Source organism: Streptomyces sp. NPDC037290 (genome assembly GCF_055603245.1).
On the sequence record NZ_JBVJVZ010000024.1, the window covers coordinates 1 to 24924 of the forward strand.

At 72.3% G+C, this 24924-nt stretch carries 21 protein-coding genes and 1 pseudogene; 13 read left to right on the plus strand and 9 right to left on the minus strand.

What is annotated here, in order from left to right; all coding sequences use genetic code 11:
* The 5 genes and pseudogenes from ACZ7HQ_RS38785 to ACZ7HQ_RS38805 all read left to right on the plus strand — a co-directional run.
* A pseudogene (locus tag ACZ7HQ_RS38785) lies at positions 1 to 549 on the plus strand (alpha-1,4-glucan--maltose-1-phosphate maltosyltransferase); the annotation flags it as partial.
* Positions 546 to 2264: a maltose alpha-D-glucosyltransferase gene (gene treS, locus ACZ7HQ_RS38790; protein WP_471000312.1), complete on the plus strand. Its 1719-nt coding sequence runs from the start codon at positions 546 to 548 to the stop codon at positions 2262 to 2264. The pseudogene ACZ7HQ_RS38785 and the gene treS, both read left to right, overlap by 4 nt.
* Before the next feature lie 27 nt (positions 2265 to 2291).
* Positions 2292 to 3656, plus strand: a complete 1365-nt coding sequence (locus tag ACZ7HQ_RS38795; RefSeq protein WP_471000315.1) for a maltokinase N-terminal cap-like domain-containing protein — start codon at positions 2292 to 2294, stop codon at positions 3654 to 3656.
* A 4-nt stretch (positions 3657 to 3660) separates the two neighbouring features.
* A complete protein-coding gene (glgB, locus tag ACZ7HQ_RS38800) occupies positions 3661 to 5901 on the plus strand; it encodes a 1,4-alpha-glucan branching enzyme (RefSeq protein WP_471000319.1) in 2241 nt (746 codons plus the stop codon).
* 95 nt (positions 5902 to 5996) lie between these two features.
* A complete protein-coding gene (locus ACZ7HQ_RS38805) occupies positions 5997 to 7085 on the plus strand; it encodes a glutamate--cysteine ligase 2 (protein ID WP_471000322.1) in 1089 nt (362 codons plus the stop codon).
* A gap of 9 nt (positions 7086 to 7094) precedes the next feature.
* Here the strand turns inward: ACZ7HQ_RS38805 and ACZ7HQ_RS38810 are convergent, their stop codons facing one another.
* The gene (locus ACZ7HQ_RS38810; protein ID WP_471000324.1) at positions 7095 to 7328 is read right to left on the minus strand and encodes a DUF6480 family protein; all 234 of its coding nucleotides are present in this window, start codon (positions 7326 to 7328) and stop codon (positions 7095 to 7097) included.
* A 150-nt stretch (positions 7329 to 7478) separates the two neighbouring features.
* Here ACZ7HQ_RS38810 and ACZ7HQ_RS38815 point away from each other — a divergent pair, with 150 nt between their 5' ends.
* From ACZ7HQ_RS38815 to ACZ7HQ_RS38830, 4 genes are all read left to right on the plus strand, one after another.
* Positions 7479 to 9377 carry an AMP-dependent synthetase/ligase gene (locus tag ACZ7HQ_RS38815; protein ID WP_471000327.1) on the plus strand — a complete coding sequence of 633 codons (1899 nt, stop codon included), beginning with the start codon at positions 7479 to 7481 and terminating at the stop codon, positions 9375 to 9377.
* Between the two features lie 151 nt (positions 9378 to 9528).
* Positions 9529 to 9963: an ATP-binding protein gene (locus tag ACZ7HQ_RS38820; protein WP_471000330.1), complete on the plus strand. Its 435-nt coding sequence runs from the start codon at positions 9529 to 9531 to the stop codon at positions 9961 to 9963.
* 184 nt (positions 9964 to 10147) lie between these two features.
* A complete protein-coding gene (locus ACZ7HQ_RS38825; RefSeq protein ID WP_471000332.1) occupies positions 10148 to 11521 on the plus strand; it encodes an NAD(P)/FAD-dependent oxidoreductase in 1374 nt (457 codons plus the stop codon).
* 154 nt (positions 11522 to 11675) lie between these two features.
* Positions 11676 to 13898: an FUSC family protein gene (locus tag ACZ7HQ_RS38830; protein WP_471000442.1), complete on the plus strand. Its 2223-nt coding sequence runs from the start codon at positions 11676 to 11678 to the stop codon at positions 13896 to 13898.
* Between the two features lie 19 nt (positions 13899 to 13917).
* Here the strand turns inward: ACZ7HQ_RS38830 and ACZ7HQ_RS38835 are convergent, their stop codons facing one another.
* On the minus strand, positions 13918 to 14766 hold the full coding sequence (locus tag ACZ7HQ_RS38835) for a SigB/SigF/SigG family RNA polymerase sigma factor (protein WP_471000334.1): 849 nt from the start codon (positions 14764 to 14766) through the stop codon (positions 13918 to 13920).
* Positions 14767 to 14999: 233 nt separating this feature from the next.
* Positions 15000 to 15428: an ATP-binding protein gene (locus tag ACZ7HQ_RS38840; protein WP_471000338.1), complete on the minus strand. Its 429-nt coding sequence runs from the start codon at positions 15426 to 15428 to the stop codon at positions 15000 to 15002.
* A gap of 124 nt (positions 15429 to 15552) precedes the next feature.
* Between ACZ7HQ_RS38840 and ACZ7HQ_RS38845 the strand changes: the two genes are divergently transcribed.
* Positions 15553 to 15795, plus strand: a complete 243-nt coding sequence (locus tag ACZ7HQ_RS38845) for a hypothetical protein (protein WP_471000341.1) — start codon at positions 15553 to 15555, stop codon at positions 15793 to 15795.
* A gap of 281 nt (positions 15796 to 16076) precedes the next feature.
* Positions 16077 to 16535, plus strand: a complete 459-nt coding sequence (locus ACZ7HQ_RS38850) for a cyclic nucleotide-binding domain-containing protein (RefSeq protein WP_471000344.1) — start codon at positions 16077 to 16079, stop codon at positions 16533 to 16535.
* Between the two features lie 92 nt (positions 16536 to 16627).
* Here ACZ7HQ_RS38850 and ACZ7HQ_RS38855 read toward each other — a convergent pair whose 3' ends face one another.
* Both ACZ7HQ_RS38855 and ACZ7HQ_RS38860 read right to left on the minus strand, forming a co-directional pair.
* On the minus strand, positions 16628 to 17926 hold the full coding sequence (locus tag ACZ7HQ_RS38855; RefSeq protein WP_471000347.1) for an MFS transporter: 1299 nt from the start codon (positions 17924 to 17926) through the stop codon (positions 16628 to 16630).
* Positions 17927 to 18017: 91 nt separating this feature from the next.
* Positions 18018 to 18635 carry a LysE/ArgO family amino acid transporter gene (locus ACZ7HQ_RS38860; RefSeq protein WP_471000350.1) on the minus strand — a complete coding sequence of 206 codons (618 nt, stop codon included), beginning with the start codon at positions 18633 to 18635 and terminating at the stop codon, positions 18018 to 18020.
* Positions 18636 to 18701: 66 nt separating this feature from the next.
* Between ACZ7HQ_RS38860 and ACZ7HQ_RS38865 the strand changes: the two genes are divergently transcribed.
* The gene (locus tag ACZ7HQ_RS38865; protein ID WP_471000353.1) at positions 18702 to 19589 is read left to right on the plus strand and encodes a LysR family transcriptional regulator ArgP; all 888 of its coding nucleotides are present in this window, start codon (positions 18702 to 18704) and stop codon (positions 19587 to 19589) included.
* Positions 19590 to 19942: 353 nt separating this feature from the next.
* Entirely contained in the window at positions 19943 to 20194 is a 252-nt protein-coding gene (locus ACZ7HQ_RS38870) for a WhiB family transcriptional regulator (protein ID WP_471000356.1), read from the plus strand.
* Between the two features lie 65 nt (positions 20195 to 20259).
* Here ACZ7HQ_RS38870 and ACZ7HQ_RS38875 read toward each other — a convergent pair whose 3' ends face one another.
* The 4 genes from ACZ7HQ_RS38875 to ACZ7HQ_RS38890 form a co-directional block, all read right to left on the minus strand.
* On the minus strand, positions 20260 to 20709 hold the full coding sequence (locus ACZ7HQ_RS38875) for a DUF6098 family protein (protein WP_471000359.1): 450 nt from the start codon (positions 20707 to 20709) through the stop codon (positions 20260 to 20262).
* A 68-nt stretch (positions 20710 to 20777) separates the two neighbouring features.
* Complete coding sequence (locus ACZ7HQ_RS38880) at positions 20778 to 22613, minus strand: sensor histidine kinase (RefSeq protein WP_471000445.1); 1836 nt, start codon at positions 22611 to 22613, stop codon at positions 20778 to 20780.
* 35 nt (positions 22614 to 22648) lie between these two features.
* Positions 22649 to 23353, minus strand: a complete 705-nt coding sequence (locus ACZ7HQ_RS38885) for a response regulator transcription factor (protein WP_471000448.1) — start codon at positions 23351 to 23353, stop codon at positions 22649 to 22651.
* Positions 23354 to 23491: 138 nt separating this feature from the next.
* Positions 23492 to 24919, minus strand: coding sequence for a M1 family metallopeptidase (locus tag ACZ7HQ_RS38890; RefSeq protein ID WP_471000362.1), 1428 nt, complete (start codon positions 24917 to 24919; stop codon positions 23492 to 23494).
* Positions 24920 to 24924: the final 5 nt, after the last annotated feature.

Sequence of the window (24924 nt, forward strand, 5' to 3'; positions counted from 1 at the left end):
GCCTTCGAGGTACGCGCCGTCCTCGCCGCGACCCTCTCCCCCACCTGGGGCATCTACAGCGGCTACGAACTGTGCGAGAACACCCCGCTCAGGGAAGGCAGCGAGGAGTACCTCGACTCGGAGAAGTACCAGCTCCGAGCCCGCGACTGGGAGACCGCCGAACGCGAGGGCCGCACCATCACCCCCCTCATCACCCGGCTCAACGAGCTCCGGCGGGAGCACCCCGCGCTGCAGCGCCTGCGCAACCTCCGCTTCCACCGGACCGACAACGAGTCGGTGATCGCCTACAGCAAGAGCACGGGACCGGACACGGTCATCGTGGTCGTCAATCTCGACCCCCACCACACCCAGGAGGCCACGGTCTCGTTGGACATGCCGCAGCTCGGCCTGGACTGGCACGCCGCCCTGTCCGTGCACGACGAACTGACGGGTGAGGCGTACCACTGGGGCAGGACCAACTTCGTGCGCCTGACGCCCGGCAGCGCGCCGGCGCACGTGCTCCACGTCAGGCGGGCGACGCCCCAGAACGGAGGGCCCTCAGCGTCATGACCGTCAACGAACCCGTACTGGACACTTTCGAGGACACTCCCGCGGGGGACCGGGATCCGGAGTGGTTCAAGCGCGCCGTCTTCTACGAGGTCCTGGTCCGCTCCTTTCAGGACAGCAACGGCGACGGCGTCGGCGACCTGAAGGGCCTGACCGCCAAGCTCGACTATCTGCAGTGGCTCGGCGTGGACTGTCTGTGGCTGCCGCCGTTCTTCAAGTCGCCGCTCAGGGACGGCGGTTACGACGTCTCCGACTACACCGCCGTCCTCCCGGAGTTCGGTGACCTCGCCGACTTCGTGGAGTTCGTCGACGCCGCCCACCAGCGCGGCATGCGCGTGATCATCGACTTCGTCATGAACCACACCAGCGACCAGCACCCGTGGTTCCAGGAGTCCCGCAAGAACCCCGACGGCCCGTACGGGGACTACTACATGTGGGCCGACGACGACAAGCAGTACGAGGACGCCCGGATCATCTTCGTCGACACCGAGGCCTCCAACTGGACCTTCGACCCCGTGCGCGGCCAGTACTTCTTCCACCGCTTCTTCTCGCACCAGCCGGACCTCAACTACGAGAACCCGGCCGTGCAGGAGGAGATCCTGGCGGCGCTGCGGTTCTGGCTCGACCTGGGTATCGACGGGTTCCGCCTGGACGCGGTGCCGTACCTGTACGCGGAGGAGGGCACCAACTGCGAGAACCTCCCGGCGACCCACGAGTTCCTGAAGCGGGTGCGCAAGGAGATCGACGCGATGTACCCGGACACCGTGCTGCTGGCCGAGGCCAACCAGTGGCCGGAGGACGTCGTCGACTACTTCGGCGACTACGGCTCCGGCGGCGACGAGTGCCACATGGCGTTCCACTTCCCGGTCATGCCGCGCATCTTCATGGCCGTACGGCGGGAATCCCGCTACCCGGTCTCGGAAATCCTGGCCAAGACCCCGGCCATTCCCTCCCACTGCCAGTGGGGCATCTTCCTGCGCAACCACGACGAGCTGACCCTCGAGATGGTCACCGACGAAGAGCGCGACTACATGTGGGCCGAGTACGCGAAGGACCCGCGGATGCGCGCCAACATCGGCATCCGCCGCCGCCTCGCGCCCCTGCTGGACAACGACCGCAACCAGATCGAGCTGTTCACCGCGCTGCTGCTGTCCCTGCCCGGCTCGCCGATCCTCTACTACGGCGACGAGATCGGCATGGGCGACAACATCTGGCTCGGCGACCGCGACGCCGTGCGCACCCCCATGCAGTGGACCCCCGACCGCAACGCCGGCTTCTCGACGTGTGATCCGGGGCGCCTGTTCCTGCCCACGATCATGGACCCGGTCTACGGCTACCAGGTCACCAACGTCGAGGCGTCGATGTCCTCGCCGTCGTCGTTGCTGCACTGGACCCGCCGCATGATCGAGATCCGCAAGCAGAATCCTGCCTTCGGACTGGGGTCCTACAACGAACTGCAGTCCTCCAACCCGGCCGTCCTCGCCTTCCTGCGCGAGTACGAGGACGACCTGGTGCTGTGCGTCCACAACTTCTCCCGCTTCGCACAGCCCACCGAACTCGACCTCAGGGCGTACGACGGGCGGCACCCGGTCGAGTTGATCGGCGGCGTGCGCTTCCCCGCCATCGGCGAGCTTCCCTACCTGCTGACCCTGCAGGGCCACGGCTTCTACTGGTTCCGGCTCACCCGAGTCGCATCCCGCATCGGCCGCCGTCGCTGACGACCGGCGCCGAGGAAAGGACGCGTCATGCCGAAGACCATCACCGCGGGACCCAGAAGCGCGGCCGGCCTGGAGGAGCCCCTGGTCTCGCTGGGCGGGCTGCTGCGCCAGTGGCTGCCCAGGCAACGCTGGTTCGCGGGCAAGGACCGGCCGGTCACCGATCTGTCGGTGCTGTCCGTGACCGAGCTGTTCCCGGGGTGTCTGCATCTGCTGGTGCACGCCTCGCACGCGCCCGTGCCCACCCCGGGCGGCACTCCCCCGCCCGGCGACTGCTACCAGCTGCTGCTCGGCCTGCGCGAGCACCTCGCCCCCCGGCTGGAACGGGCGTTCATCGGGCGGGCCGAGCAGGGCCCGTTCGCCGGGCTCGCGGTGTACGACGCGCTGCACGATCCGCGCTCGGCCCATCTGCTGCTGGAGCGGCTGCGGCAGCCCGGCGCGGCGGGCCCGCTGCGGTTCGAGGCGGACCCGCGGGCCGAGGTGCCCGGCGGTCTGCCGCCGCGCCTGCTGGAGGCCGAGCAGTCCAACTCGTCGATCGTGTACGGCGACGCGTACATCCTGAAGGTCTTCCGCCGGATCCAGCCGGGCGTCAACCCGGACCTGGAGGTGACGGCCGCGCTGGCCGCACAGGGCTGCACCCGGGTGCCCGCGCCGGTGGCCTGGTTCGGTACGACCGCTCCGCAGCCGGCCACGTTGGGCGTGCTGCAGCCGTTCCTGCCGGACGCGTCCGACGGCTGGACGCTGGCGCTGCGCGCGCTCGGCGCGGGCGACGAATTCACCGCCGAGGCTCATGAGCTGGGCCGGGCCATGGCCGAGGTGCACCTCGCGCTGGCCGAGGCGTTCGGTCCGGCCGGGCCGGGCGAGAACGGCCGTACGGCACGGGCGATGTGCGCGCGACTGGACGCGGCCGCGCACGCCGTACCGGGGCTGCGGCCCTTCGTGCCGGGGCTGCGGGCCGCCTTCGGAGCGCTCGCCACCTGCGACACGGGGCCGCCCGCCCAGCGCATCCACGGCGACATGCACCTCGGGCAGGTGCTGCGGGCCGGCCGTGACTGGTTCGTCATCGACTTCGAGGGCGAGCCGTCCCGGCCGCTCGCCGAGCGACGCGCCCCGCACTCCCCGGTACGGGATGTCGCGGGGATGCTGCGTTCCTTCGACTACGCGGCCCGGCAGCGCCGCCCCTGGCGACCCGAATGGGCGCGCCGCTGCCGGGAGGCGTTCTGCGCGGGCTACGCGGCCCGCGCGGGCTGGGATCCACGAAAGAAGCACGCGCTGCTGCGCGCGCACGAGACGGACAGGGCGGTGTACGAGGTGCTGTACGAGGCGAGACACCGGCCGGACTGGCTGCCGGTTCCGATGGCGGCGATCAAGCGGCTCGCCGTGTGGGGAGGCTGACGTCATGGCACTGCGTGACATCTCGCTCCCCGAAGCTTCCGGTCCCGGGACGGCCGCGGCCGTCCCTCCCCCCGACGTCGTCCGGGGGGACCCCCGTCTCGCCGCGCTCGACGCCACCGACCGGGCCCGGCTGCTCGGCGGCGCCCACCACGACCCGCACTCCCTGCTGGGCGCCCACCCGGCCCCGGGCGGCGTCCTGTTCCGAGCCCTGCGCCCGAACGCGCGCTCGGTGAGCGTGCTGGTCGACGGGACGCGCCACGCCCTGCGGTCGGAGGGCGGCGGTCTCTTCGCGGCCGTCCTGCCGTTCCCGGAGATCCCGTCGTACACGCTGCTGGTGGCGTACGACGACGTCGAGCAGGAGGTGCACGACCCGTACCGTTTCCTGCCGGCTCTGGGTGAGCTGGATCTGCACCTGATCCGGGAGGGCCGGCACGAGCAGCTGTGGCAGGCGCTCGGCGCCGAGCCGATGACCCACCAGGGCGTGGCGGGCACCCGCTTCACCGTGTGGGCGCCCAACGCCCAGGGGGTGCGGGTGGCCGGGGACTTCACGTACTGGGACGGCACGCAGTACCCGATGCGCTCGCTCGGCGCGTCCGGGGTGTGGGAGCTGTTCCTGCCCGGGATCGGCGAGGGCGACCGGTACAAGTTCGAGATCACCTCCCGGTACGGCCACCGCTTCCTGAAGGCCGACCCGATGGCGCGGCGCACGGAGGTGCCACCCGACACGGCGTCGGTCGTCGCGGTGTCACGGTACGAGTGGGGTGACGCGGAGTGGATGGCCCACCGGGGCGACACCCCTGTGCACCAGGCGCCGTTCTCGGTGTACGAGGTCCATCTGCCGTCCTGGCGACCCGGGTCGACGTACCGGCAGCTCGCGGACGAACTGCCCGCCTACGTCAAGGAGATGGGCTTCACGCACGTGGAGCTGATGCCGGTCGCCGGGCATCCGTTCAGCGGCTCCTGGGGCTACCAGGTCACGTCCTACTACGCGCCGACGCCCCGCCTCGGCTCTCCGGACGACTTCAAGTACCTGGTGGACGCGCTGCACCGGGCCGGCATCGGCGTGATCATGGACTGGGTGCCGGCGCACTTTCCCAAGGACGACTGGGCGCTGGCCCGGTTCGACGGGGATCCGCTCTACGAGCCCGGGAACGCGACGCGCGCCGAGCACCCGGACTGGGGGACGTACGAGTTCGACTACGGCCGGACCGAGGTGCGCAACTTCCTCGTCGCCAACGCCGTGTACTGGTGCCAGGAGTTCCACATCGACGGGCTGCGGGTGGACGCCGTCGCCTCGATGCTCTACCTGGACTACTCGCGGGACTCCGGGCAGTGGGAGCCGAACGTCTTCGGCGGGCGGGAGGACCTGGACGCGGTCGCCTTCCTGCAGGAGATGAACGCCACCGTCTACCGGCGCTGCCCGGGCGTGGTGACCATCGCCGAGGAGTCCACCGCGTGGGACGGGGTGACCCGGCCGACGGACAGCGGCGGGCTCGGCTTCGGGCTGAAGTGGAACATGGGCTGGATGCACGACTCGCTGCAGTACATCCAGAAGGAGCCGGTGCACCGCAAGTACCACCACAACGAGATGACCTTCTCGATGGTGTACGCGTACAGCGAGAACTACGTCCTGCCCATCTCCCACGACGAGGTCGTGCACGGCAAGCAGGCGCTGGTGTCGAAGATGCCGGGCGACTGGTGGCAGCGGCGCGCCAACCACCGCGCGTACCTCGGCTTCATGTGGGCCCACCCCGGCAAACAGCTGTTGTTCATGGGGCAGGAGTTCGCCCAGGGGGCGGAGTGGTCCGAGGCGCACGGCCCCGAGTGGTGGCTGCTCGGCGACGACTACCACTCGGCCGGCGACCACCGGGGCGTGCAGGATCTCGTGCGGGAGCTGAACACCGTGTACCGGACGACGCCGGCGCTGTGGCAGCGGGACACCGACCCGGGCGGCTTCCGGTGGGTGCTGTGCGACGCGGCGGACGACAACGTCTTCGCCTTCCTGCGGTTCGCCGCCGACGGTTCTCCGCTGCTGGCGGTGTCGCACCTCTCCCCGGTCATCCGCCAGGACTACCGGCTGTGGGTCCCGGACGGGATCCGCGCCTGGCAGGAGACGCTGAACACCGACGACGTCCGCTACGGCGGCAGCGGGGTCGGCACCGCGGGGCCGCTGAAGCCCGAGGACGGTTTCCTCAGGCTCACGCTCCCGCCGCTCGCCACGGTCTGGCTGGTACCGGAGTCCTGAAAGCCGCACGTGTCGGCGGCCCGGCGAGGGGCAGTCGGGGTCGTACAGACCCACGACTGCCCCTCGTGGCATGAAAACGGAAGGGTGGCACCACGTTGCGCACCGTCGGAGTGGAGGAGGAACTCCTTCTGGTCGACCCGGACACCGGCGACCCGAAGGCGCTGGCTGCGGCCGTCCTCGCCCATGTCGCCCATGACGATCCTGGGCAGCATGTCTTCGAGAAGGAGCTGTTCCGGCAGATGCTGGAGTTCGCCACGCATCCGCAGGCGGACATGGCGGCCCTCGCCGAGGAGATCGCGCGCTGCCGCAAGGAGGCGGCCCGGCACGCCGGCGAGCTGGACTGCACGGTCGCGGCGCTGGCCACCTCCCCGCTGCCGGTCAGTCCCTCGCTCAGCGTGAACGAGCGCTACGAGTGGCTGGCCGAGCGCTACGGGATACCCACGTGGGAACAGCTGGTGTGCGGCTGCCACGTGCATGTGTGCGTGGAGTCCGACGACGAGGGCATCGCGGTCCTCGACCGGATCCGTCCCTGGCTGCCGGTCCTCCGCGCGATCAGCGCCAACTCTCCCTTCTGGCAGGGACGGGACACCAGCTACGCCAGCTATCGCAGCCGGGTCTGGAACCGCTGGCCGTCGGCCGGGCCGACCGAGCCGTTCGAGTCGGCCGAGCGCTACCACGGGCGGGTGGCGGAGATGGTGGCCACCGGCGCCATCCTCGACGAGAGGATGGCCTACTTCGACGCGCGGCTGTCCGCCCGCTATCCGACCGTGGAGATCCGCGTGGCGGACGTGTGCCTCAGCGCGGACACCGCGGCGCTGATCGCCACGCTGAGCCGGGCGCTCGTGGAGCAGGCCGCACAGGACTGGCGGTCCGGCCGGCCGGCGCCCGGCCACAGCGTGAGCCTGCTCCGGCTCGCCGACTGGCAGGCCGCACGGTTCGGCCTGGAGGAGAACCTGCTCGACCCGGTGACCATGCGGCCCGGGGCCGCCCCGCAGGTCCTGCGGTCGTTGCTGGAGCACACCGGCGAGGCGCTCACCGCGTGCGGCGACGCGGAGCGCGCCGAGCAGGGCGTCGCGGAGCTGCTGCGGCGCGGCAACGGGGCGCGCGAGCAGCGCCGTCTGCTGGAGCGCACCGGCAGTCTGCGGGGCGTCGTCACCGAGTGCGTGCGGCACACCCAGGGCTGAGCGCGCCGCTCAGAAGACGAGCGACAGGGCGTATCCGAGGAAGCCCGCCGCGACCAGGACGACGAGGATGATGATCAGCGCCAGCGGCGCCTTGGCCCATCCTCTGCGCTGCGCTTCCGGTTCCCGGGGCCCGGCCTGGGGCAGGCTGCTCTCGGCCGGCGGCGTCTCGCCCGGGGGCACGCCGCCACCGGGCTCCAGCCCGGCGCTGCGCTCGGGTTCCGGATCGGGGTTCACATGACTCATGTCTGCCGAGTCCCCAGGACCCGCCCACATCATCAGTGGATCACGACTTCCCCGTTCCGGGTACCGAACGCGGTCGGCTGGGCTACATTCGAGCACCGCCGACACAGAGCCGATCGGCGGTGTGACCCTCCGTACACCCAGGAGCAGCGCATGCGCGACGTCGCCCTCGCTCCCGCCGTTGCCCCGCCGCTCACCGGCGGCCTCGCCGACAGTGTCTTCGACACCGCGGAGCGCAGCCCGGCCCTGCCGGTGCTCGCGCACCGGGTGGATCCCGCCGCCACCGTGTGGCAGGAGGTGACGGCGGTCGAGCTGCGGGACGAGGTGGTGGACCTGGCCAAGGGGCTGGTCGCCGCCGGGATCTCGCCGGGCCACCGGGTGGCCCTGATGTCCCGCACCCGTTACGAGTGGACCGTGTTCAGCCACGCGCTGTGGGCCGTGGGCGCCGAGGTGGTGCCGATCCATCCGTCCTCCTCGCGTGACCAGGTGGAGTGGATCCTGCGGGACGCCGGCTGTGTGGCGGTGGTCGTGGAGGACGAGCAGGGCGTGATGACCGTGGGCACGGTGTGTGCCGGGCTGCCGCGGCTGCGCCACGTCTGGCAACTGGACGCGGGCGCGCTGCCCGACCTCGTCGAGCGGGGCACGGTGGTGCCGTACACCACCGTGGAGTCGCTGCGCCGGATCGTGCTGCCGGACGCCACAGCGGCGGTCGTCTACACCTCCGGCACCTTGGGCCGTCCGCAGGGCTGCGCGCTGAGCCACCGCGGTCTCGCCTACCCCTGCGACACCCTGCTGGCCGGCTGGGCACACACCGCGGCCCCGCCGGGTGAACAGCCGTCCGTGCTGGCCTTCCTGCCGTTCTCGCACGTCTACGGCATCATGATCATGCTGATGTGCGTGCGCGGCGGGGTACTGATGGCGCACGAGCCGGAGCTGAGCGAGACGGCGCTGGCGTCGGCGCTGAGCACGTTCCGGCCGACGTACCTGTACGGCGTGCCGTCGGTGTTCGAGAAGCTCTACAAGAATTTCCTGCGGGACGCGCAGCTGGCGGGCCGGGGTGCCCTGTTCGAGCGGGCCGCGCAGACGGCCCGGGACTTCGCCGCGGCCGAGGAGCGCCACCGGCTGGGCCGGGGGCCGGGTCCCGGTTTCGAACTCAGGCTGCAGCACGCCCTGTACGAGCGGACGGTGTACCGCAGGCTGCGCGCGGCGCTCGGCGGCCGGGTGGTGCGCGGCACCTCCGGCGGTTCCTCGCTCAGTCGTGAACTCACCTTGTTCTACGCGGGTATCGGGGTTTTCGTCCACGACGGGTACGGCCTCACCGAGTCCTCCGGCGGGATCACCATGCAGCCGCTGGGCCGGGAGAAGTCCGGGACCGTGGGCCGGCCGCTGCCGGGCACCGAGGTCCAGGTGGCGGACGACGGGGAGATCCTGGTGCGCGGTCCGTCGGTGTTCCAGGGCTATGTCGGCGACGAGGCGGCGACGCGGACCACACTGCGCGGCGGCTGGCTGGCCACCGGGGACATCGGGCAGCTGGACTCCGAGGGCTATCTGACCATCACCGGGCGCAAGAAGGACGTCATCGTCACCAGCGGCGGCAAGAGCGTCGCCCCGGCCCCGCTGGAACAGCGGCTGCGCATGCACCCGCTCGTCCACCAGGCGGTCGTGATCGGCGACGACCGGCCCTGCGTCGGCGCCCTGATCACCCTGGACCCGGAGTTCCTCGCGCACTGGCGGGCCGCGCTGGCGCTCCAGGGCGGCGGTCCGGGCCGGGAGACCCGCGAGGAGAACGCGCTGCGGGAGGAGATCGCGCGGGCCGTCGCCTCGGCGAACGCCGCCGTGTCCCGCGCGGAGTCCATCAGGGTCTACCGTGTCCTGCAAGAACCGTTCGCCCCGGACAACGGACTGCTCACGCCGTCCATGAAACTGCGCCGGGACGCGATCGTGCGGCACTGCGCCGCCGAGATCGAGGCGATGTACCAGGCCCGGTCCCGGGCGGCGCGCGCGTCGCAGGGGCCGGCCGACTGGGACGAGGCGGACGACGTCTTCCGCTGAGGGGGTTGCATCGCAGGGACGCGGGCAGGAGCGGACGGATAGCCCGCGCGGGGGCGGGAACCCGCAAGCACGGAACGAGACCAGCACCTACGACCGTCCTGGTCAAAGGGCCCGCAGGGGCCCCTGTCCGGCCGGGACCGGGGAATGCGAGATGGCGACGGAGCCGCGTTGGGACGACACACCGTCCTCGGAGGACAGGTACGACCGCACCTTCTCCTTCGCGGGCGAGCTGCGCAACGTCACGGAGGCGCGGCTGGCCGCTGAGGACTTCCTCTGTGCGCTCGCCACGCAGGCGCCGCCGACCGCGCACGAGTACTGGGACGACATCCTGCTGGTGGTGACGGAACTGGCCGCCAACGTGATCCAGTACGCACCCGGGCCGTTCGGTCTGCGGATGCGCCGCACCTTCGACGGTGTGCACGTGACGATGCGCGACACGAGCACGACCAAGCCGGAACCCCGGCCCTTCCACCCGCGCACGGGTGGCGGCGGCATCGGCTGGCACCTGGTGCACACGCTGTGCACACAGGTCAGCGTCGTCGTCCACGACGAGGGCAAGGACATCCACGTCTTCCTGCCCTGGTGACGTGTATCTGTGCGACAACCGGTTACTCCACGTCCAGTGGGGGCATGCTGGTGCCCACGCGTTCGTCTGCCTGCCGCCCCCAGCTGGCGGAACGGCCGGGGCCACGGTGGGATCGAAGGTGCCGCGCACCGATCCAGGGCAAGCGAACGGCGTCGAGTCGGACCGCCTGGAGCCGCAGAAAGGGATGAACACCGTGACACGACCCAGGATCCTGGTGGTTGGCGCAGGCTTCGCCGGAGTCGAGTGCGTCCGCCGCCTGGAACGGAAGCTCGCCCCCGCCGAGGCCGACGTCACCCTGGTGACGCCGTTCTCCTACCAGTTGTATCTGCCGTTGCTGCCCCAGGTCGCCTCCGGGGTGCTCACGCCGCAGTCGATCGCCCTCAGCCTGCGCCGCAGCAGGAAGTACCGCACCCGGATCCTCCCGGGCGGTGCGATCGGGGTGGACCCGAAGGCGAAGGTGTGTGTCGTCCGCACCATCACCGACAAGATCGTCAACGAGCCGTACGACTACATCGTGCTGGCGCCCGGCAGCGTGACCCGTACCTTCGACATCCCGGGGCTGACCGAGCACGCCTTCGGGATGAAGACGCTCGCCGAGGCCGCCTACATACGCGACCACGTCATCACGCAGCTCGACCTCGCGGACGCCAGCGACGACCCGGCCGAACGGGCCGCGCGGCTGCAGTTCGTGGTGGTCGGCGGCGGGTACGCCGGCACCGAGACGGCGGCCTGTCTGCAACGGCTGACGCACGCCGCCGTCACGCGCTACCCGCGCCTGGACCCCGGCCTGATCCGGTGGCATCTGATCGACATCGCGCCCAAGCTGATGCCGGAGCTGGGCGACAAGCTCGGCCGCAGCGCGCAGGAGATCCTCAAGCGGCGCGGCATCGACGTGTCGCTCGGCGTGTCGATCGACAAGGCCGGGGCGGAGGAGGTCACCTTCACCGACGGCCGGGTGGTGCCGACGCACACACTGATCTGGACGGCCGGTGTGGTCGCCAGTCCGCTGATGGCCACCCTCGGCGCGGAGACGGTCCGCGGCCGGCTGGCGGTCACCCCCGAGATGTGCCTGCCGGGCCACGACGGGGTGTTCGCGCTCGGCGACTCGGCCGCCGTACCGGACCTGGCGAAGGGCGACGGCGCGGTCTGCCCGCCCACCGCGCAGCATGCCATGCGCCAGGGCAGGAAGGTCGCCGACAACGTCATCGCGACGCTGCGCAACCAGCCCATGCAGCCCTATGTGCACAAGGACCTGGGCCTCGTCGTCGACCTCGGCGGCAAGGACGCGGTGTCCAAGCCGCTCGGCATCGAACTGCGCGGTCTCCTGGCCCAGGCGGTGGCCCGTGGCTACCACTGGTCGGCGCTGCGGACGAACGTCGCCAAGACCCGCGTGATGACCAACTGGCTGCTGAACGCGGTCGCGGGCAACGATTTCGTCCGCACCGGCTTCCAGGCCCGCAAGCCCGCGCGTCTGAAGGACTTCGAGTTCACCGACGCCTATCTGACACCGGAACAGGTGCGGTCCCGGGTGGAGGGCAGGGCCGTGGAGGGCCCGTGATCCCGTGAGGTGACCGACGCTCCGGTGGCCCGGGCAGCGGCCACCGGAGCGCGAGCGGCTCGGGCCGCCGTGCGATGCTGGACCGTAGATCGATTACGGGCACGGGAGAGAGCGCGGCGGCGTGAGTACAGCGGGACGGTCGGGGCGGGTACGGATGTGGGACCGGCTCGCGGCGTCCGACCCCGGGCTGCTCAGGCTCACCGCGGGGCTGCGCACGGTCACCGCGATCGCGCTCACCCTCGCCGTCCTGGCCGCCCTGCGGGTGCCGGTGCCCCAGCTGGTCGCCGGTGCCATGGCGGCGATGGTGTCGACCTTCGCGATCCGGGAGAAGCAGCGCGCCCAGCAGGCGGTCACGCTCGCGCTGGGACTGCCGGTGGCGCTGGCCTCGGTGTCGCTGGGCGCGGTACTGCACCAACGGGTCGTCGTCGGGGACCTGTTCTTCGTCGTCCTCATCTTCTGCGCGGTCTACGGCCGCCGGTTCGGCGACCGTGGCACCGCGCTGGGCCTGATCGGCTTTCAGGTCTACTTCCTGTCCCTGTTCGTACGGGCGAGCGCCGCCGCGCTGCCCGCGCTGTACGGGGTCATCTGTGTGGCGTTCGCCTGCAGCGCCGCCGCGCGGTTCGTGCTGCTGCCGCAGACCCCGGCGGGCACCCTGGACCGGCTGCGGCGGGCGTTCCGCGCCCGGCTCGCGCAGCTGATCGCCGTCCAGGCCGAGTTGCCGGCCGCCGGCCCCGACGACGTCGAGAAGATCCTGGAGGACCTGCGCACCGCCACCGCCCGGCTGCACGAGACCGCGCTGATGATCCAGGGGCGCCTGGAGGACGGCATCTCCGACCCGGCGGTGGCCCGGCTGCTGCAGCGCCGGATCGCCGACGCCGAGATCGCCGCCGAGCGGCTCGGCCTGCTGCTGCTCACCGCGCGCAGCGCCGAGCGGACCGACACCCTCACCCTGCACCTGCCCGGTGCTCCGCTGCCCTCCGTCGGTGAGCTGCCGGTGCGGGACGAGGCCACGGCGGCGCTGCGCCGGGACCTGCAGGCGCTGCGGCTGCTGATGCTGCGGCCGGTCGGCGAGGCCAGGGGCACCGCCCTCGCCCAGGTGCGCAACCGGCTGCTCGGCTACCGCGACGAGGAGAACCTGCCCGAGGCCGCTCCCCCCGTGCAGGACGTCTTCCGCGGGCTCGGCGAGGCCGCCCGGGCCGCGCTGGGCCTCAGGGTGGCGCTGGACGGACCGCAGGACGAGTCGGACGACAGCCCGGCCACGATCCGCTCGCGCGAGGAGCTGGACGCGGAGGACGCGGCGATCGAGGCGGGCGAGGAGCGCGAGGCGGAGGAGCCCGGGCCGACCGGTCTGGGGCGGCCCACGACCCGGGCCGCGGTCCAGGTGGCCGTCGGCTCCGCGCTGGCCATCGCCGGTGGTGAGCTGCTGTCCAGTCAGCGCTGGTACTGGGCGGTGCTGACCTGCTGGATCGTGTTCATCAACACCGCCTCGACCGGCGAGATCCTGGTGAAGGGCTACCGTCGGCTGCTGGGCACGGTGCTCGGCGTGGTGGCCGGGATCGGGCTCGCCGGTCTGGTGGGGCACCACACCTGGACGGCCTTCGCACTGGTGCTGGTGTTCATCTTCGCGATGTTCTACACCGCGCCGCTGTCCTACACGCTGATGTCGTTCTTCGTGACGGCGATGCTGGGGCTGCTCTACACGTTGCTGAACACCTACAGCATGGCGGTGCTGGTGCTGCGTGTGGAGGAGACGGCGCTCGGTGCGGCGTGCGGAGTGATCGCGGCGGCGGTGGTGCTGCCGGTCCACACCGACCGCCGTACCAACGAGCTCCTCGTCGCGGTCCTGAACCGGCTCGCCGAGGTCACGCGGGCGGCCGTCGACCAGTTGAGCGGCGGGGCGGGTGCCGGTCTGGTGGAGCAGGCCCGCGATCTGGACCAGGCGCTGGCGGATCTGCGCGCGGCCACCCAGCCGCTGACGCATCCGATCACCCCGCTGCGCTCACGCCGTGACACCGCGCGGTACGTGGTGGCGCTGCTGGAGACCTGCGCGTATCACGCGCGCTCGCTCGCGGCCACCGCCGAGCTGCTGCCGACGCACCCGTCGATCGCTGCGGATCCCCGGCTGCGCGGGGCGTGCGGGCGGATCGTCCACAACATCGAGGCGATCGCCGCGCACGTGGCCGACCCAGGCGCGGCGGTGGAGATCGAGTCCGGCCCCAGCATCGCCTCGATGCTGGAGCCGGGAACCCTGCGCACCCCGCGCTACGGCCGGGTCACCGACCGGGTGCTGCGCCATCTGCAGCGGCTGGACGAGGCGGTCTCGGGGCTGGCCCGGCCGCTGGGCCTCGCCACCGGGGCGGGCCGGCCCACGAAGTGACGCTCCGTCGTCCGCGCGCTCATACCGGGTCGCTCCCGCCGGCGCGCCGGCCGAGGGCCTCCTCACGGACGCGGGCGCAGCTGCGGCTGATCAGCCGGGAGACGTGCATCTGGGAGATGCCCAGCTGATCGGCGATGCGGCTCTGCGTCATGTCCTCGAAGAAGCGCATGTAGAGGATGGCCCGCTCCCGTTCGGGCAGCCTGCGCAGCCCTTCCCTGGCGGCCTCGCGGTCGACCACGACGTCGTACGAGGCGTCCGCCGCGCCGAGGGTGTCGGCGAGGCTGTAGCCGTCCTCACCGGTGGACAGTTCGGCGTCCAGGGACAGGGTGCTGAAGCTCTCCAGCGCCTCCATGCCCGCGTTGACGTCCTCCTCGCTGAGACCGGTGTGAGCGGCGATCTCGGCGACCGTGGGTTCGGGGCTGCCGGGGTTCTGGGTGAGTTCCCGGCGGGCCACCCGCACCCGGTTGCGCAGTTCCTGTACCCGGCGGGGCACCCTGAGGGCCCACATCCGGTCCCGGAAGTGCCGCTTGACCTCGCCGGTGATGGTCGGCACGGCGTAGCTCTCGAAGGCTCCCCGGGACGGGTCGAACCGGTCGATGGCCTTCACCAGGCCGAGCGCGGCCACCTGTCGCAGGTCCTCGACGGACTCGCCCCGGTCGCGGAAGCGTCCGGCGATCCGGTGGGCCATGGGCAGCCAGGCGGTGACGAGTTCGTCGCGTACGGCGTCCCGCTCGGGGCCCTCACCCAGTTCCGCCAGCCGGGCGAACAGCTCCGCGGTGTCGGGGGCGTCGTCGTGGGGACGCCGTGCGGGTGCCGCTGCGGTCGTGGTGGGCGTGCCGGGACGGCTTGTCGACATGTCGGTCAGCATGCGGAATCGCTCCTGAACGTGGTTTCAGGGCGCAGCCGGAACGAGGTTCCGGAGCCTGGCCCGAACGGTGGTGTCAGGGTCGCCGCGGGTCAGCCGCAGGGTCTTCCGAGGTGGGAGACCCAGGCAGTCGTACTGGTCCCGCTGGGCGCGCGCCTCCGGTCCGAAGCACGAGATTCCGCCTGCCCCCCGCTCCCGGGGGCAAACACCGCACGGGCGGAACTTCCCGCGCGGCTTCAGCGCAGCGGTACGACGGCCGTGATGCGCTTGCCCCCGCAGGGCAGCTCCGCGACCCGCACGTCCCGGGCCAGCCGGCACACGATGGGCCAGCCCCGGCCGCCGGGCCGGGCCCGGTCGTCGACGGGCGTGGCGGCCACCGGCAGCTCGTCGCTGCGGTCGCTCACCGAGACCCGTACGCCGCCGGAGTCGACGTCCACGTCGAAGCCGGTGATGCCGCCGCCGTGCAGAATGGCGTTGGTGGTGAGTTCGGAGGTGACCAGCAAGGCGTCCTCCATGGCCTCGGCACCGCAGGAGATGGCACAGGCCCGGCAGCGCTCGGCCACCACGCGCTGCACTGTTCTGCGGGCATCGGCCGGCCGGCACGGCAGGTGGCGGCACGGCTCCCGTAGCCTCGTGGAGGAGCTGGTCCGGTGCTTGTCGAGCATCCTTCCTCCTTGACCGGTGCCCGAATTGCATAACCCTCTCCCTTTTCGGCTGACCCTTGACGGCGTTGTCAAACACGGTCGGTGCGGTTGCCATCACCGGGGACCGGGCGGGTACCCGACCGCCATGACCGATGTCGTGGACGCGGACGAGTTGCTGCGGCGTATCCGGCGCGGCCGGGAGCGGGCCGCCGAGGAGGAGCGGGCGTGGCGGGAGCGCGCGCAAACCCTGGCGGCGACGGATCCGGACGGCGCCCGGGAGGCGGCGGTCCGGGCACAGGCCTTCGGGGCGGTGCTGCGGGTGCTGGAGGAGATCGTGTGCCCGGGCGGGCCGCCGAGGGAGACGGGAGGCGTGAAACAGGTCACGTGACCGGCTTTTGATTTCACGCACACCCGCCAAGTCGTTTATCGTTCATACATACGTGATGCCGGAGCGGACCGGAACCGTCCTTCCCCTCCCTCCCCGCGTCACCGCGTACGGCCCTGGCTGGCCTCCCCCGTCCAGCCAGGGCTTTTTACTGCCCGAAAGCCGGCGGCCGCGCGTGAGGACGGGGAGAAAATCCGGGTCCTCCGAGGTGCCGGGGGCGGCGGCAGCGGCTCAAATGGGATGGGGGAAGCACCCCGACCGCCTCCGGCGAGGAGCCCCGCGCCATGACCAAAGCGATAAAACTGCTGACCGCCCTGCCCCAGGCGCAGCGAGAGCGCCTGATGGAACTGGCCAAGGAGATCTCGTTCCCGGAGGACACCCGCATCTTCGAGGCGGGCGGCACCGCCGACCGGTTCTGGGTGATCCGTTCGGGCGCGGTCCATCTGGACACCCAGGTCACCTCCCGGCAGCGGGTCACGGTGGCCTCGCTCGGCGCGGGCGACCTGCTCGGCTGGTCCTGGCTGTTCCCGCCCTACCAGTGGGACTTCGGCGCGGTGGCCTTCAGCAACGTACGGGCCTACGAGTTCGACGGGCCCTCGGTGCTCGCGCTGTCCGTGGAGGATCCGCTGCTCGGGCTGTCGCTGGTGCGGACGGTGGCCGAGATCCTCGCCAGCCGCCTGGAGACGACCCGGGGCAAGCTGATGGACCAGTACGCCATCCAGCGGCGTACCGGCCTGTACTAGGGCCTGTCCGGCGGATCATGCCGCAGTCGCGGGGCCGCACTGATACGACGCCGTTGCCTGGAGCCGGCCTGATCCGCCGGACAGGCCCTGGCTCAGATCCGGTACCGGCGCAGCGCCGGGACGGCCGCCGTCAGGGTCAGCATCACCACGACGACCAGGGCACCGCCGCCCGCCACGGCGGCTCGTGGGCCGAAGGCCGAGCCGGCCGTGCCGTGCAGCACGTCGGCCAGGCGGGGTCCGCCCGCGACGACCACCGTGAACACGCCCTGCATCCGCCCGCGCATCTCGTCGGTCGCCGCCGACAGCAGGATCGCGCCGCGGAACACCATCGAGACCATGTCGGCGACACCGGCCGCGGCGAGGAAGGCCAGGGCCACCCACAGGTTGCCGCTCAGCCCGAACCCGGCGACGGCCACGCCCCAGCCGACGACCGCCCCGATGACCATCCAGCCGTGCCGGCGGGCCCGCGAGAACACCCCGGAGAACAGGCCGCCGAGCACCGCACCGACCGGGATGCCGGCGAACAGCACGCCGAGCGCGAGCCCTTCGCCGTAGGAGTGGTACGTCTGCGCGGCCAGCTGCGGGAACAGGGCACGGGGCATGCCGAGGACCATGGCGACGATGTCGGCGAGGAAGGACAGCAGCAGCACCTTGTGCCGGGAGATGTACCGGAACCCCTCGGCTATCTCGCGCACCCCGGCCCTGCGGGCGGCGGCCTCGCCGAGCGGGGGCAGCGCGGGCAGCCGGTGGACCGCCCACACGGTCACGCACAGCGCCAGCGCGTCGATCAGATACAGCTCGGGCAGCCCGATGACGGGTATGAGCACACCGGCGAGCAGCGGGCCCGCCACCAGTCCGGTCTGCATCACCGTGGACCCGAGCGCATTGGCGGCAGGCAACTCCTCGGCGGGGACCAGCCGGGCGATGGAGGCGTTGCGAGCCGGGGCGTTGAGGCCGAAGAAGGCCTGCTGGAACGCGAGCAGCACCATGAGCACGACGACGGACTCCAGCCCGGCGGCGGCCTGCGCCCAGAACAGCAGCGAGGTCACCGCGATGCCGGAGTTGGTGACCAGCAGCAGCTTGCGGCGGTCCACGGTGTCGGCGACCGCCCCGCCCCACAGCGCGAACGCCACCATGGGCACGAGACCGGCCAGGCTCGCGTAGCCGACCCATGCCGAGGAGTGCGTGATGTCGTAGATCTGCTTGGGCACGGCGACGGCGGTGAGCTGGCTGCCGACGGCGGTGACGATGGTCGACGACCACAGGCGCCGGTAGGCGGGGATGCGCAGGGGACGGGTGTCCATCGCCCAGCGCCGCCAGCCGCGCCGGGGCGGGTCCGCCACCTGCGTCGCGGAGTCGGGTTCGGTGGTGCTGCTCTCGCTCGTGTCCACGGGTGTCCTGTTGCCGGTAGAGGTTGCTGGCTACATCTTTTCGCTTCGAGAGCCTAACTATCTCGGCAACCCCTGCGCACGGGGATTTGTTTCAGGATCCCGTCATGAGCATGACCCCCAGCGCCAGCATGGTCACGGCGACCAGGCCGTCCAGGACCCGCCAGGCCGCCGGCCGGGCCAGGAAGCGCCCGAGCAGCCGGGCCCCGAAGCCGAGCGCGGCGAACCAGCACAGACTGGCGAGCGCCGCGCCGAGCCCGAAGGTCCAGCGCAGCGCGCCCCGGTCGGCGGCGAGGGAACCCAGCAGGAACACGGTGTCCAGGTAGACGTGCGGATTGAGCCAGGTCATCGCCAGACAGGTGAGCACCGCCCGGCGCCGGGAACCGGCCGCCTCCCCCTCCGCGGTCAGTCCGGCCACGCCCGGCCTGAGCACCCGGCGGGCGGCGAGGACGCCGTAGCAGAGCAGGAAGAGACCCCCGATGAGGCCGACCGTCCGGACCGCGCCCGGCCACGCGACCACGACCGCCCCGACGCCGCCGACGCCGAGCGCGATCAGCACCGCGTCGGACAGGGCGCAGATCCCCACCACGGCGAGGACCGCGTCCCGGCGCACCCCCTGGCGCAGGACGAAGGCGTTCTGGGCGCCGATGGCGACGATCAGGGAGAGGCCGGTGCCGAATCCGGCGACCGCGGCGGTCAGGGCGTGGTTCATGCCGTCGAACCTAGGAAGCCCCCGTGAGCAAGTCCAGCTAAAGATTCTTACGTATCCTTAGCTGCCGTGAGGACAGAGCTTCCGCTGGACCAGGTGCGGACCCTGCTCGCCGTGGTGGACGAGGGCACCTTCGACGCCGCCGCGGCGGCACTGCACGTGACCCCCTCGGCGGTCAGCCAGCGGGTCAAGGCACTGGAGCAGCGCACCGGCCGGGTGCTGCTCCAGCGCACCAAACCGGTGCGGCCCACGGAGTCGGGCGCGGTGCTGGTGCGGTACGCGCGGCAGCTCGCCCAGCTGGAGCGGGACGCCCGGGGCGAGCTGGGGTTGAGCGGTGCCGGGGAGCCGACGCGGGTCTCGGTGGCGGTGAACGCGGACTCGCTGGCGACCTGGTTCCTGCCGGCGCTGACCCGGGTGGCCGGACTCTGCTTCGAACTGCACCGCGAGGACGAGGGCCACACGGCGGCCCTGCTGCGCGAGGGCCTGGTGATGGCTGCGGTGACCACCGCCTCCGTTCCGGTACCGGGCTGCACCGTGCGGCCCCTCGGGCGGATGCGCTATCTCCCGGCTGCCGCACCGGAGTTGAGCCGGACCCGGTTCACCGGGCGGCCACTCGCGGACGCCCTGTCCGAGGCGCCCGTCGTGGTCTTCGACAGCAAGGACGACTTCCAGGACGCCTTCGCACGCCGGCTGGGCCGTGGTTCCGCGAGCCGGCTGAGGCACCATGTGCCCACCTCGGAGGGGTTCCTGGACGCGGTCGTCGCGGGGCTCGGCTGGGGCATGGTGCCGGAGGTCCAGGCAGCACGGCTGCTGGCCGAGGGGAAGCTGGCGCTGCTCGCCGCCGGCACATGGATGGACGTCACGCTGTACTGGCAGCAGTGGAAGCTGGACTCCCCCGCGCTGGCGGCCCTCGCCGAGGCGGTGACGGCGACGGCGGCCGAGGCGCTGCACCGCTGACCGGCGCGTCACGTTTCAGCCGTTTCGCACCGCCACAAGTTCCCCGCGCAGTACGGTGGTCGCGCGGTGGCGCACCAGCAGGCGGCCGCACGGTCGCCGCCGCTGAACCCCCTCGCCACCGGTGCTCGGCCGGGACCGGGCGTCCGTGCGCCGGAGTTCCCCGACTCCGCCCGATTCCCGGCCCGTTGACCGCGTACGGGTCCTCGCGGCCCTGCGCGCGCAGTGGCCGGACGCGCTCCGTGATCCGATCCGCCCGCCGGTTGCGCCGTTTCACACCGCTGCGACCGGTCACCCGGGTCCGACGTACGCATTCGACAGGCACGGACGACTTCGATCCGATCCAGGAGACTTCCATGGACAACTGGCGCGACCATGCCGCGTGCCGTCACGAGGACCCCGACCTGTTCTTCCCCATCGGCACCACCGGGCCGGCGCAGGTGCAGGCGCAGCGGGCCAAGGCGGTCTGCGCGCACTGCCCCGTCCGGGAGCAGTGCCTGGACTGGGCGCTGGGGACGGGGCAGGGCATCGGCATCTGGGGCGGGACGACCGAGCTGGAGCGCCGGTCACTGCACCGCCGCGCCCGCTCCCGTCCGCGCTCCGGCTGACCGGGTCCGCACGGGCCCTGACGCCCGGCCGGCCGGGGCACCCACGGGCTCCGCCCGCGGCGTCCTCAGCGGCCACCGCGGCGCAGGGTCCCCCATTCCCGCTCCTGCCGGGTCACCTCGGCCTTCGCCGCGTCGATCACCTCGTCGGCGATCCGGCACAACGGCTCGACGTCGGTCACCAGCGGCTCGTTGTCGGGGCCCCGGCCCGTCTCCCGGCCCCGCAGGACCCAGGGACGTACGCCGGGGCCCTTGTCGTGCGGCAGGTGCGCATAGTCGTAGAGCCGGCGCGCCACCCACAGCTCCACCGAGCGGTCCTCCCACCAGTCCTCGACGTCGAGCGGACTGGCGGACAGCCCGGGCATGGGGACGCCGGTGAGGTCGTCGGTGCTGGAGACGTCGGCGAGGTCGGGGCCGGGCCCCCGGGACCAGCGCACGTACAGGCCCTGCCGGCCGCCCACCAGGCGGGCCAGCTCGGCGAGCGTGGTCACGACCGGCAGCTCCTGGGGTGCGCTCATGGCATGACCTCCCTCGACGGTTCCGCGCGACCGGAGTACCCCTGGCGGGCGGGGGGAACCGGAGGCGATCAGGTGTCGTCGGCGGGCGGGCCGGACGCGGGCAGCCGCAGCGTGAAGACCGCGCCCTCGCCGGGCTCGCTCGCGGCCTCGGCCGTACCGCCGTGAGCGGCGACCAGGTGGCGCACGATCGGCAGCCCCAGGCCGCTGCCGCCGGTGCGCCGGCTGCGGGACTTCTCGGCGCGCCAGAACCGGTCGAAGACGTGCGGCAGGTCCTCGGGTGCGATGCCGGCGCCCGTGTCGGTCACGGTGAGGACGGCATCGCGGCCGTCACGGCGGACGGCGAGCGTGACCGTGCCGTCGGCCGGGGTGTGCCGCAGCGCGTTGGAGACCAGGTTGCCGAGGGCCTGCCGCATCCGCACCGGGTCGGCGTCCAGCCAGGCGCCGGTGCCGGCCTCGGTGCGCAGGGCGACCCCGGCGGCCCTGGCCGCGACCCGGTGGGCGGCGGCGACCTGGTGCAGCAGCTCACCGGCGCGCAGCGGCTCGCGGTGCAGCCGCAGGGTCCCGGCGTCGGCGGCGGCGAGGTCCTGCAGGTCGTCGATGATCCGCTGCAGGACGAGCGCCTCCTCGTGCAGCGAGTCCAGCAGGGGCGGGTCGGGCTCGACCAGTCCGTCGCGGACGACCTCCAGCCAGCCGCGGATGTTGGTGAGCGGGCTGCGCAGCTCGTGCGCGATGTCGCTGACCATCGCCTTGCGCTGGGCCTCCAGGCGTGCGCGGCGCTCGGTCAGGTCGTTGAAGGCCTCGGCGAGGATGCCGGTCTCGTCCCGGGTGGTCACCGGTACCCGCACGTGCAGCTCGGGCGGCTGCTGCGCGGCCTCGGTCAGTGCCCGCAGCGGTCGTACCAGCCGGATCGCGACGACGGCGGTCACGGCGACGGTGACGGCGAGGACCAAGCCGGCCGCGCCGATCACCTTGGCCTTGTTGGCGGGGGACATGTCGAAGCGGGAGGGGTTCTGGTCGCCGATGCCGAGGAACAGCTGGGCCACCGGAGCGACGTAGGGCTCCAGTTGGGTGCGCCGCGCGGTCAGGATGCAGTGCTGGGCGGCCCGCGCGGTGGCCTCCTTGCCCGCCTGGGTGTACTTGGCGATGAGGTAGCCACCGGCGAAGGGGTCCTTGCCGCTGGGGTCGAAGGTGAGGAACAGCCGTCCGCCGAGGTCCAGGCCGACCTGTTTCAGGCAGGGCCGGGCGAGGCCCGACAGCTCGTCCAGTGCCCTCTGCTCCGTCGGGGTGGGGGTGTTCAGCCGCCCGTCCTCACACACCGTCGCGCCGTAGCCGGCGGGGTCGGTGCCGTCCGGGGTGCTGACCACCGGCCGCCCGCTCCCGGTCCGTACGACGGTGGACCGCAGGCCGTAGCGCTCGTAGCACTGCTTGCGCCTGGCGGCCAGTGTGTCCAGCCGCACGCGTTCCGCCGCCGGGAGCCGGTAGGGACCGACCACGCGCGGGTCGATGCCGCTGAGCTGGGCGCCGGTCTCGCTGTAGGTGTCGGTGCGCAGCGGGTCGACGGTGGCGGCGGGCCGGGGTGGCAGCGGGGTGCCGTGGGGCGCGGAGTCCGCGAGGAGGGTGCGGTCGGCGGTGGTGAGGGCGATCCGGCGTCCGGTCCGGGCGGCCAGTTCCCGCACGGTGCGCCGGACGTCCGTCCAGTCGGCGTGGGTGGCGGCGTACCCGCTGAGCCGGGCCAGGATGCTGTTGTCGGCCGCGAGGTCCTGGCCCTGCTCCTCCTTCAGGGCGCTGGTGGTGGTGGTCACCGCGAGCCAGGCGGTCGCGGCCACCGAGCAGACAGCGATCAGGGCGGAGACGGACAACAGCCGGACGACCAGCCGTTTGCGCAACGGAATCCGGCGCTTCACGGCCGCCCGCCGGCCGACTGGGGCCACCCCACGCTTCACGGGCGGGTGCCTGTCAGCTTGTAGCCGACGCCGAACACGGTCAGCAGGCGTGTCGGGCGGCGCGGGTCGGGCTCGATCTTGCGGCGCAGGTTCATGATGTGCACGTCGACGGCCCGCTCGGTGGAGGCCCGGTCGAAGCCCCGGGTGCACTGCAGCAACTGCCGCCGGGTGAACACCCGTTCCGGTTCCCCGGCCATGGCCAGCAGGATCTGGAACTCGGCGGGCGTGCACTCCACCGGTACGCCGTCGCAGCGCACCTCGTGCCGCTCCGGGTCGACGCTGATCCCGGCGGCCCGTACGACGGGGTCGTCGTCCCGGGTGCCGACGCCGCGCCCGCTGCGTCTGAGGACCGTGCGGATGCGGGCCATCAGCTCGCGTGGACTGTACGGCTTGGTCATGTAGTCGTCGGCGCCCAGTTCGAGACCGAGCAGCAGGCCGTCCTCGGCGGAGCGGGCGGTGAGCATGACCACCGGGATGTCCGGGGCGTCGCCGCCGCGCAGCGTCCGGCACACGCCGAAACCGTCGACGACCGGCAGCATCAGGTCCAGGACGATCAGGTCGGGCCTCAGCCGCCGGGCGGCGTCCAGCGCGGCGGCGCCGTCGTGCACCACCGTGGCGGTGTGTCCCTCCGCCAGCAGGGAGCGGCGGATCAGTTCGGCCTGCTTCTCGTCGTCCTCGGCGACCAGCACATGTGCGCACACGGGTTCGGATCCTAGGCGGCTCGGCGGGCCGCCGCCGCTGCCGGTGGGCAGCGGCGGGGAGGCAGGGAGCGCGACGGCGGTTCCGCGACGGATCATGGTGTCGACCCTGCCCGACAGTTGTGGGGAACCGGTCAGGATTCAGGCGTGGTGCGGCTTGCCCTTGGTGTAGAGCCAGGTCTGGAAGAGAGGGCCGAGCCGCTTGCCCGACGTCCGCTCGGCCAGCCGCACGAACTGTGCCGTCGTCCCGTGGCCACCGCGGTGTCCGGCCGCCCAGGCGCGCAGGATCCGGAAGAAGTCCCGGTCGCCCACGGCCTTGCGCAGTTCGTGCAGGGTCATGGCGCCGCGGGCGTAGACGGGCGTGTCGAAGATGTTCCCGCCGCTGCCCGGGTCGCCGGGCGGGAAGGCCCACAGGTGGTCGCTCGCCGGGCGGGCGTAGAGGGCGTCGAACGCCTTCTGGGCGCTGTCGCCGCCGTGCTGCTCGTCGTACAGCCACTCGGCGTAGGTGGCGAAACCCTCGTTGAGCCAGATGTCCTTCCAGGCGGTCAGCGAGACGGAGTCGCCGAACCACTGGTGGGCGTTCTCGTGGACGAGGGTGCCGAGGTCGGGCGCGGAGTCGTACAGCGGCCGGGTCTGGGTCTCCAGGGCGTATCCGACGTCCGGCGCGTGGTCGACGATCGACCCGGCGGAGCGGAACGGGTACGGCCCGAACAGCTTGCTCTCCCAGGCCAGGACGGACGGCAGCTTCTTCAGCACCGGCGCGGCCGCGCTCGCCTCGCGCGGGTCGACGGCGTTGTACACGCGGATACCGTCGTGGGTGGTGTACTGCTCGACCTTGAACTTTCCGACGGTGGCGGTGACCAGGTAGGCGGCCATCGGCTGGGTCTCGCGCCAGTGGAAGGTCGTCCGCCCGTGCGCGGTGCGCCGGCCCAGCAGGACGCCGCCCGCCACCGCCGTGCGCTCCTGGGGGACGGTGATCGTGATGTCGTACGACGACTTGTCCTTCGGGTGGGCGTTCGCCGGGAACCAGGTCATCGCGCCCTGGGGTTCGCTCGCGACGAAGGCGCCGTCGTCGGTGGGGATCCAGCCGTCGGCGGAGCCGTCGGGGTCGGTGACCGGCTTCGGCGTGCCGTGGTAGGTGACGGTGACCCGGAAGTCCCGGCCCGCGCGCAGGGTGTGGCGCGGGCTGACGACGAGTTCCTGGCCGTCGCGCCGGAAGGCCGCCGTCGCGCCGCCGACGGTGACGCCGGTGACCTCCAGGCCGGTGAGGTCGAGGTCGAAGCGGCTGAGGTTCTGGGTGGCGCGGGCGGCGAGCACGGCCGTGCCGTCGAGGTGCCGGGAGGACGTGTCGTAACGGAGCGTCAGGTCGTAGTGCCGGACGTGGTAGCCGCCGTTGCCGCTGAGCGGGAAGTAGGGGTCGCCCACGCCCGGTGCACCGGCCGCGTCCGCCGCCGTGGGCCCGGCGGCGCCGATGAGTGCCGCGACGGCGACGGGGACGGTGGCGAGGACCGCCTCACGACGCAGGAGGGCGGTACGGCGCCGGGCGGGGTGTCTGCGGGGTGGCGTCACGGGCG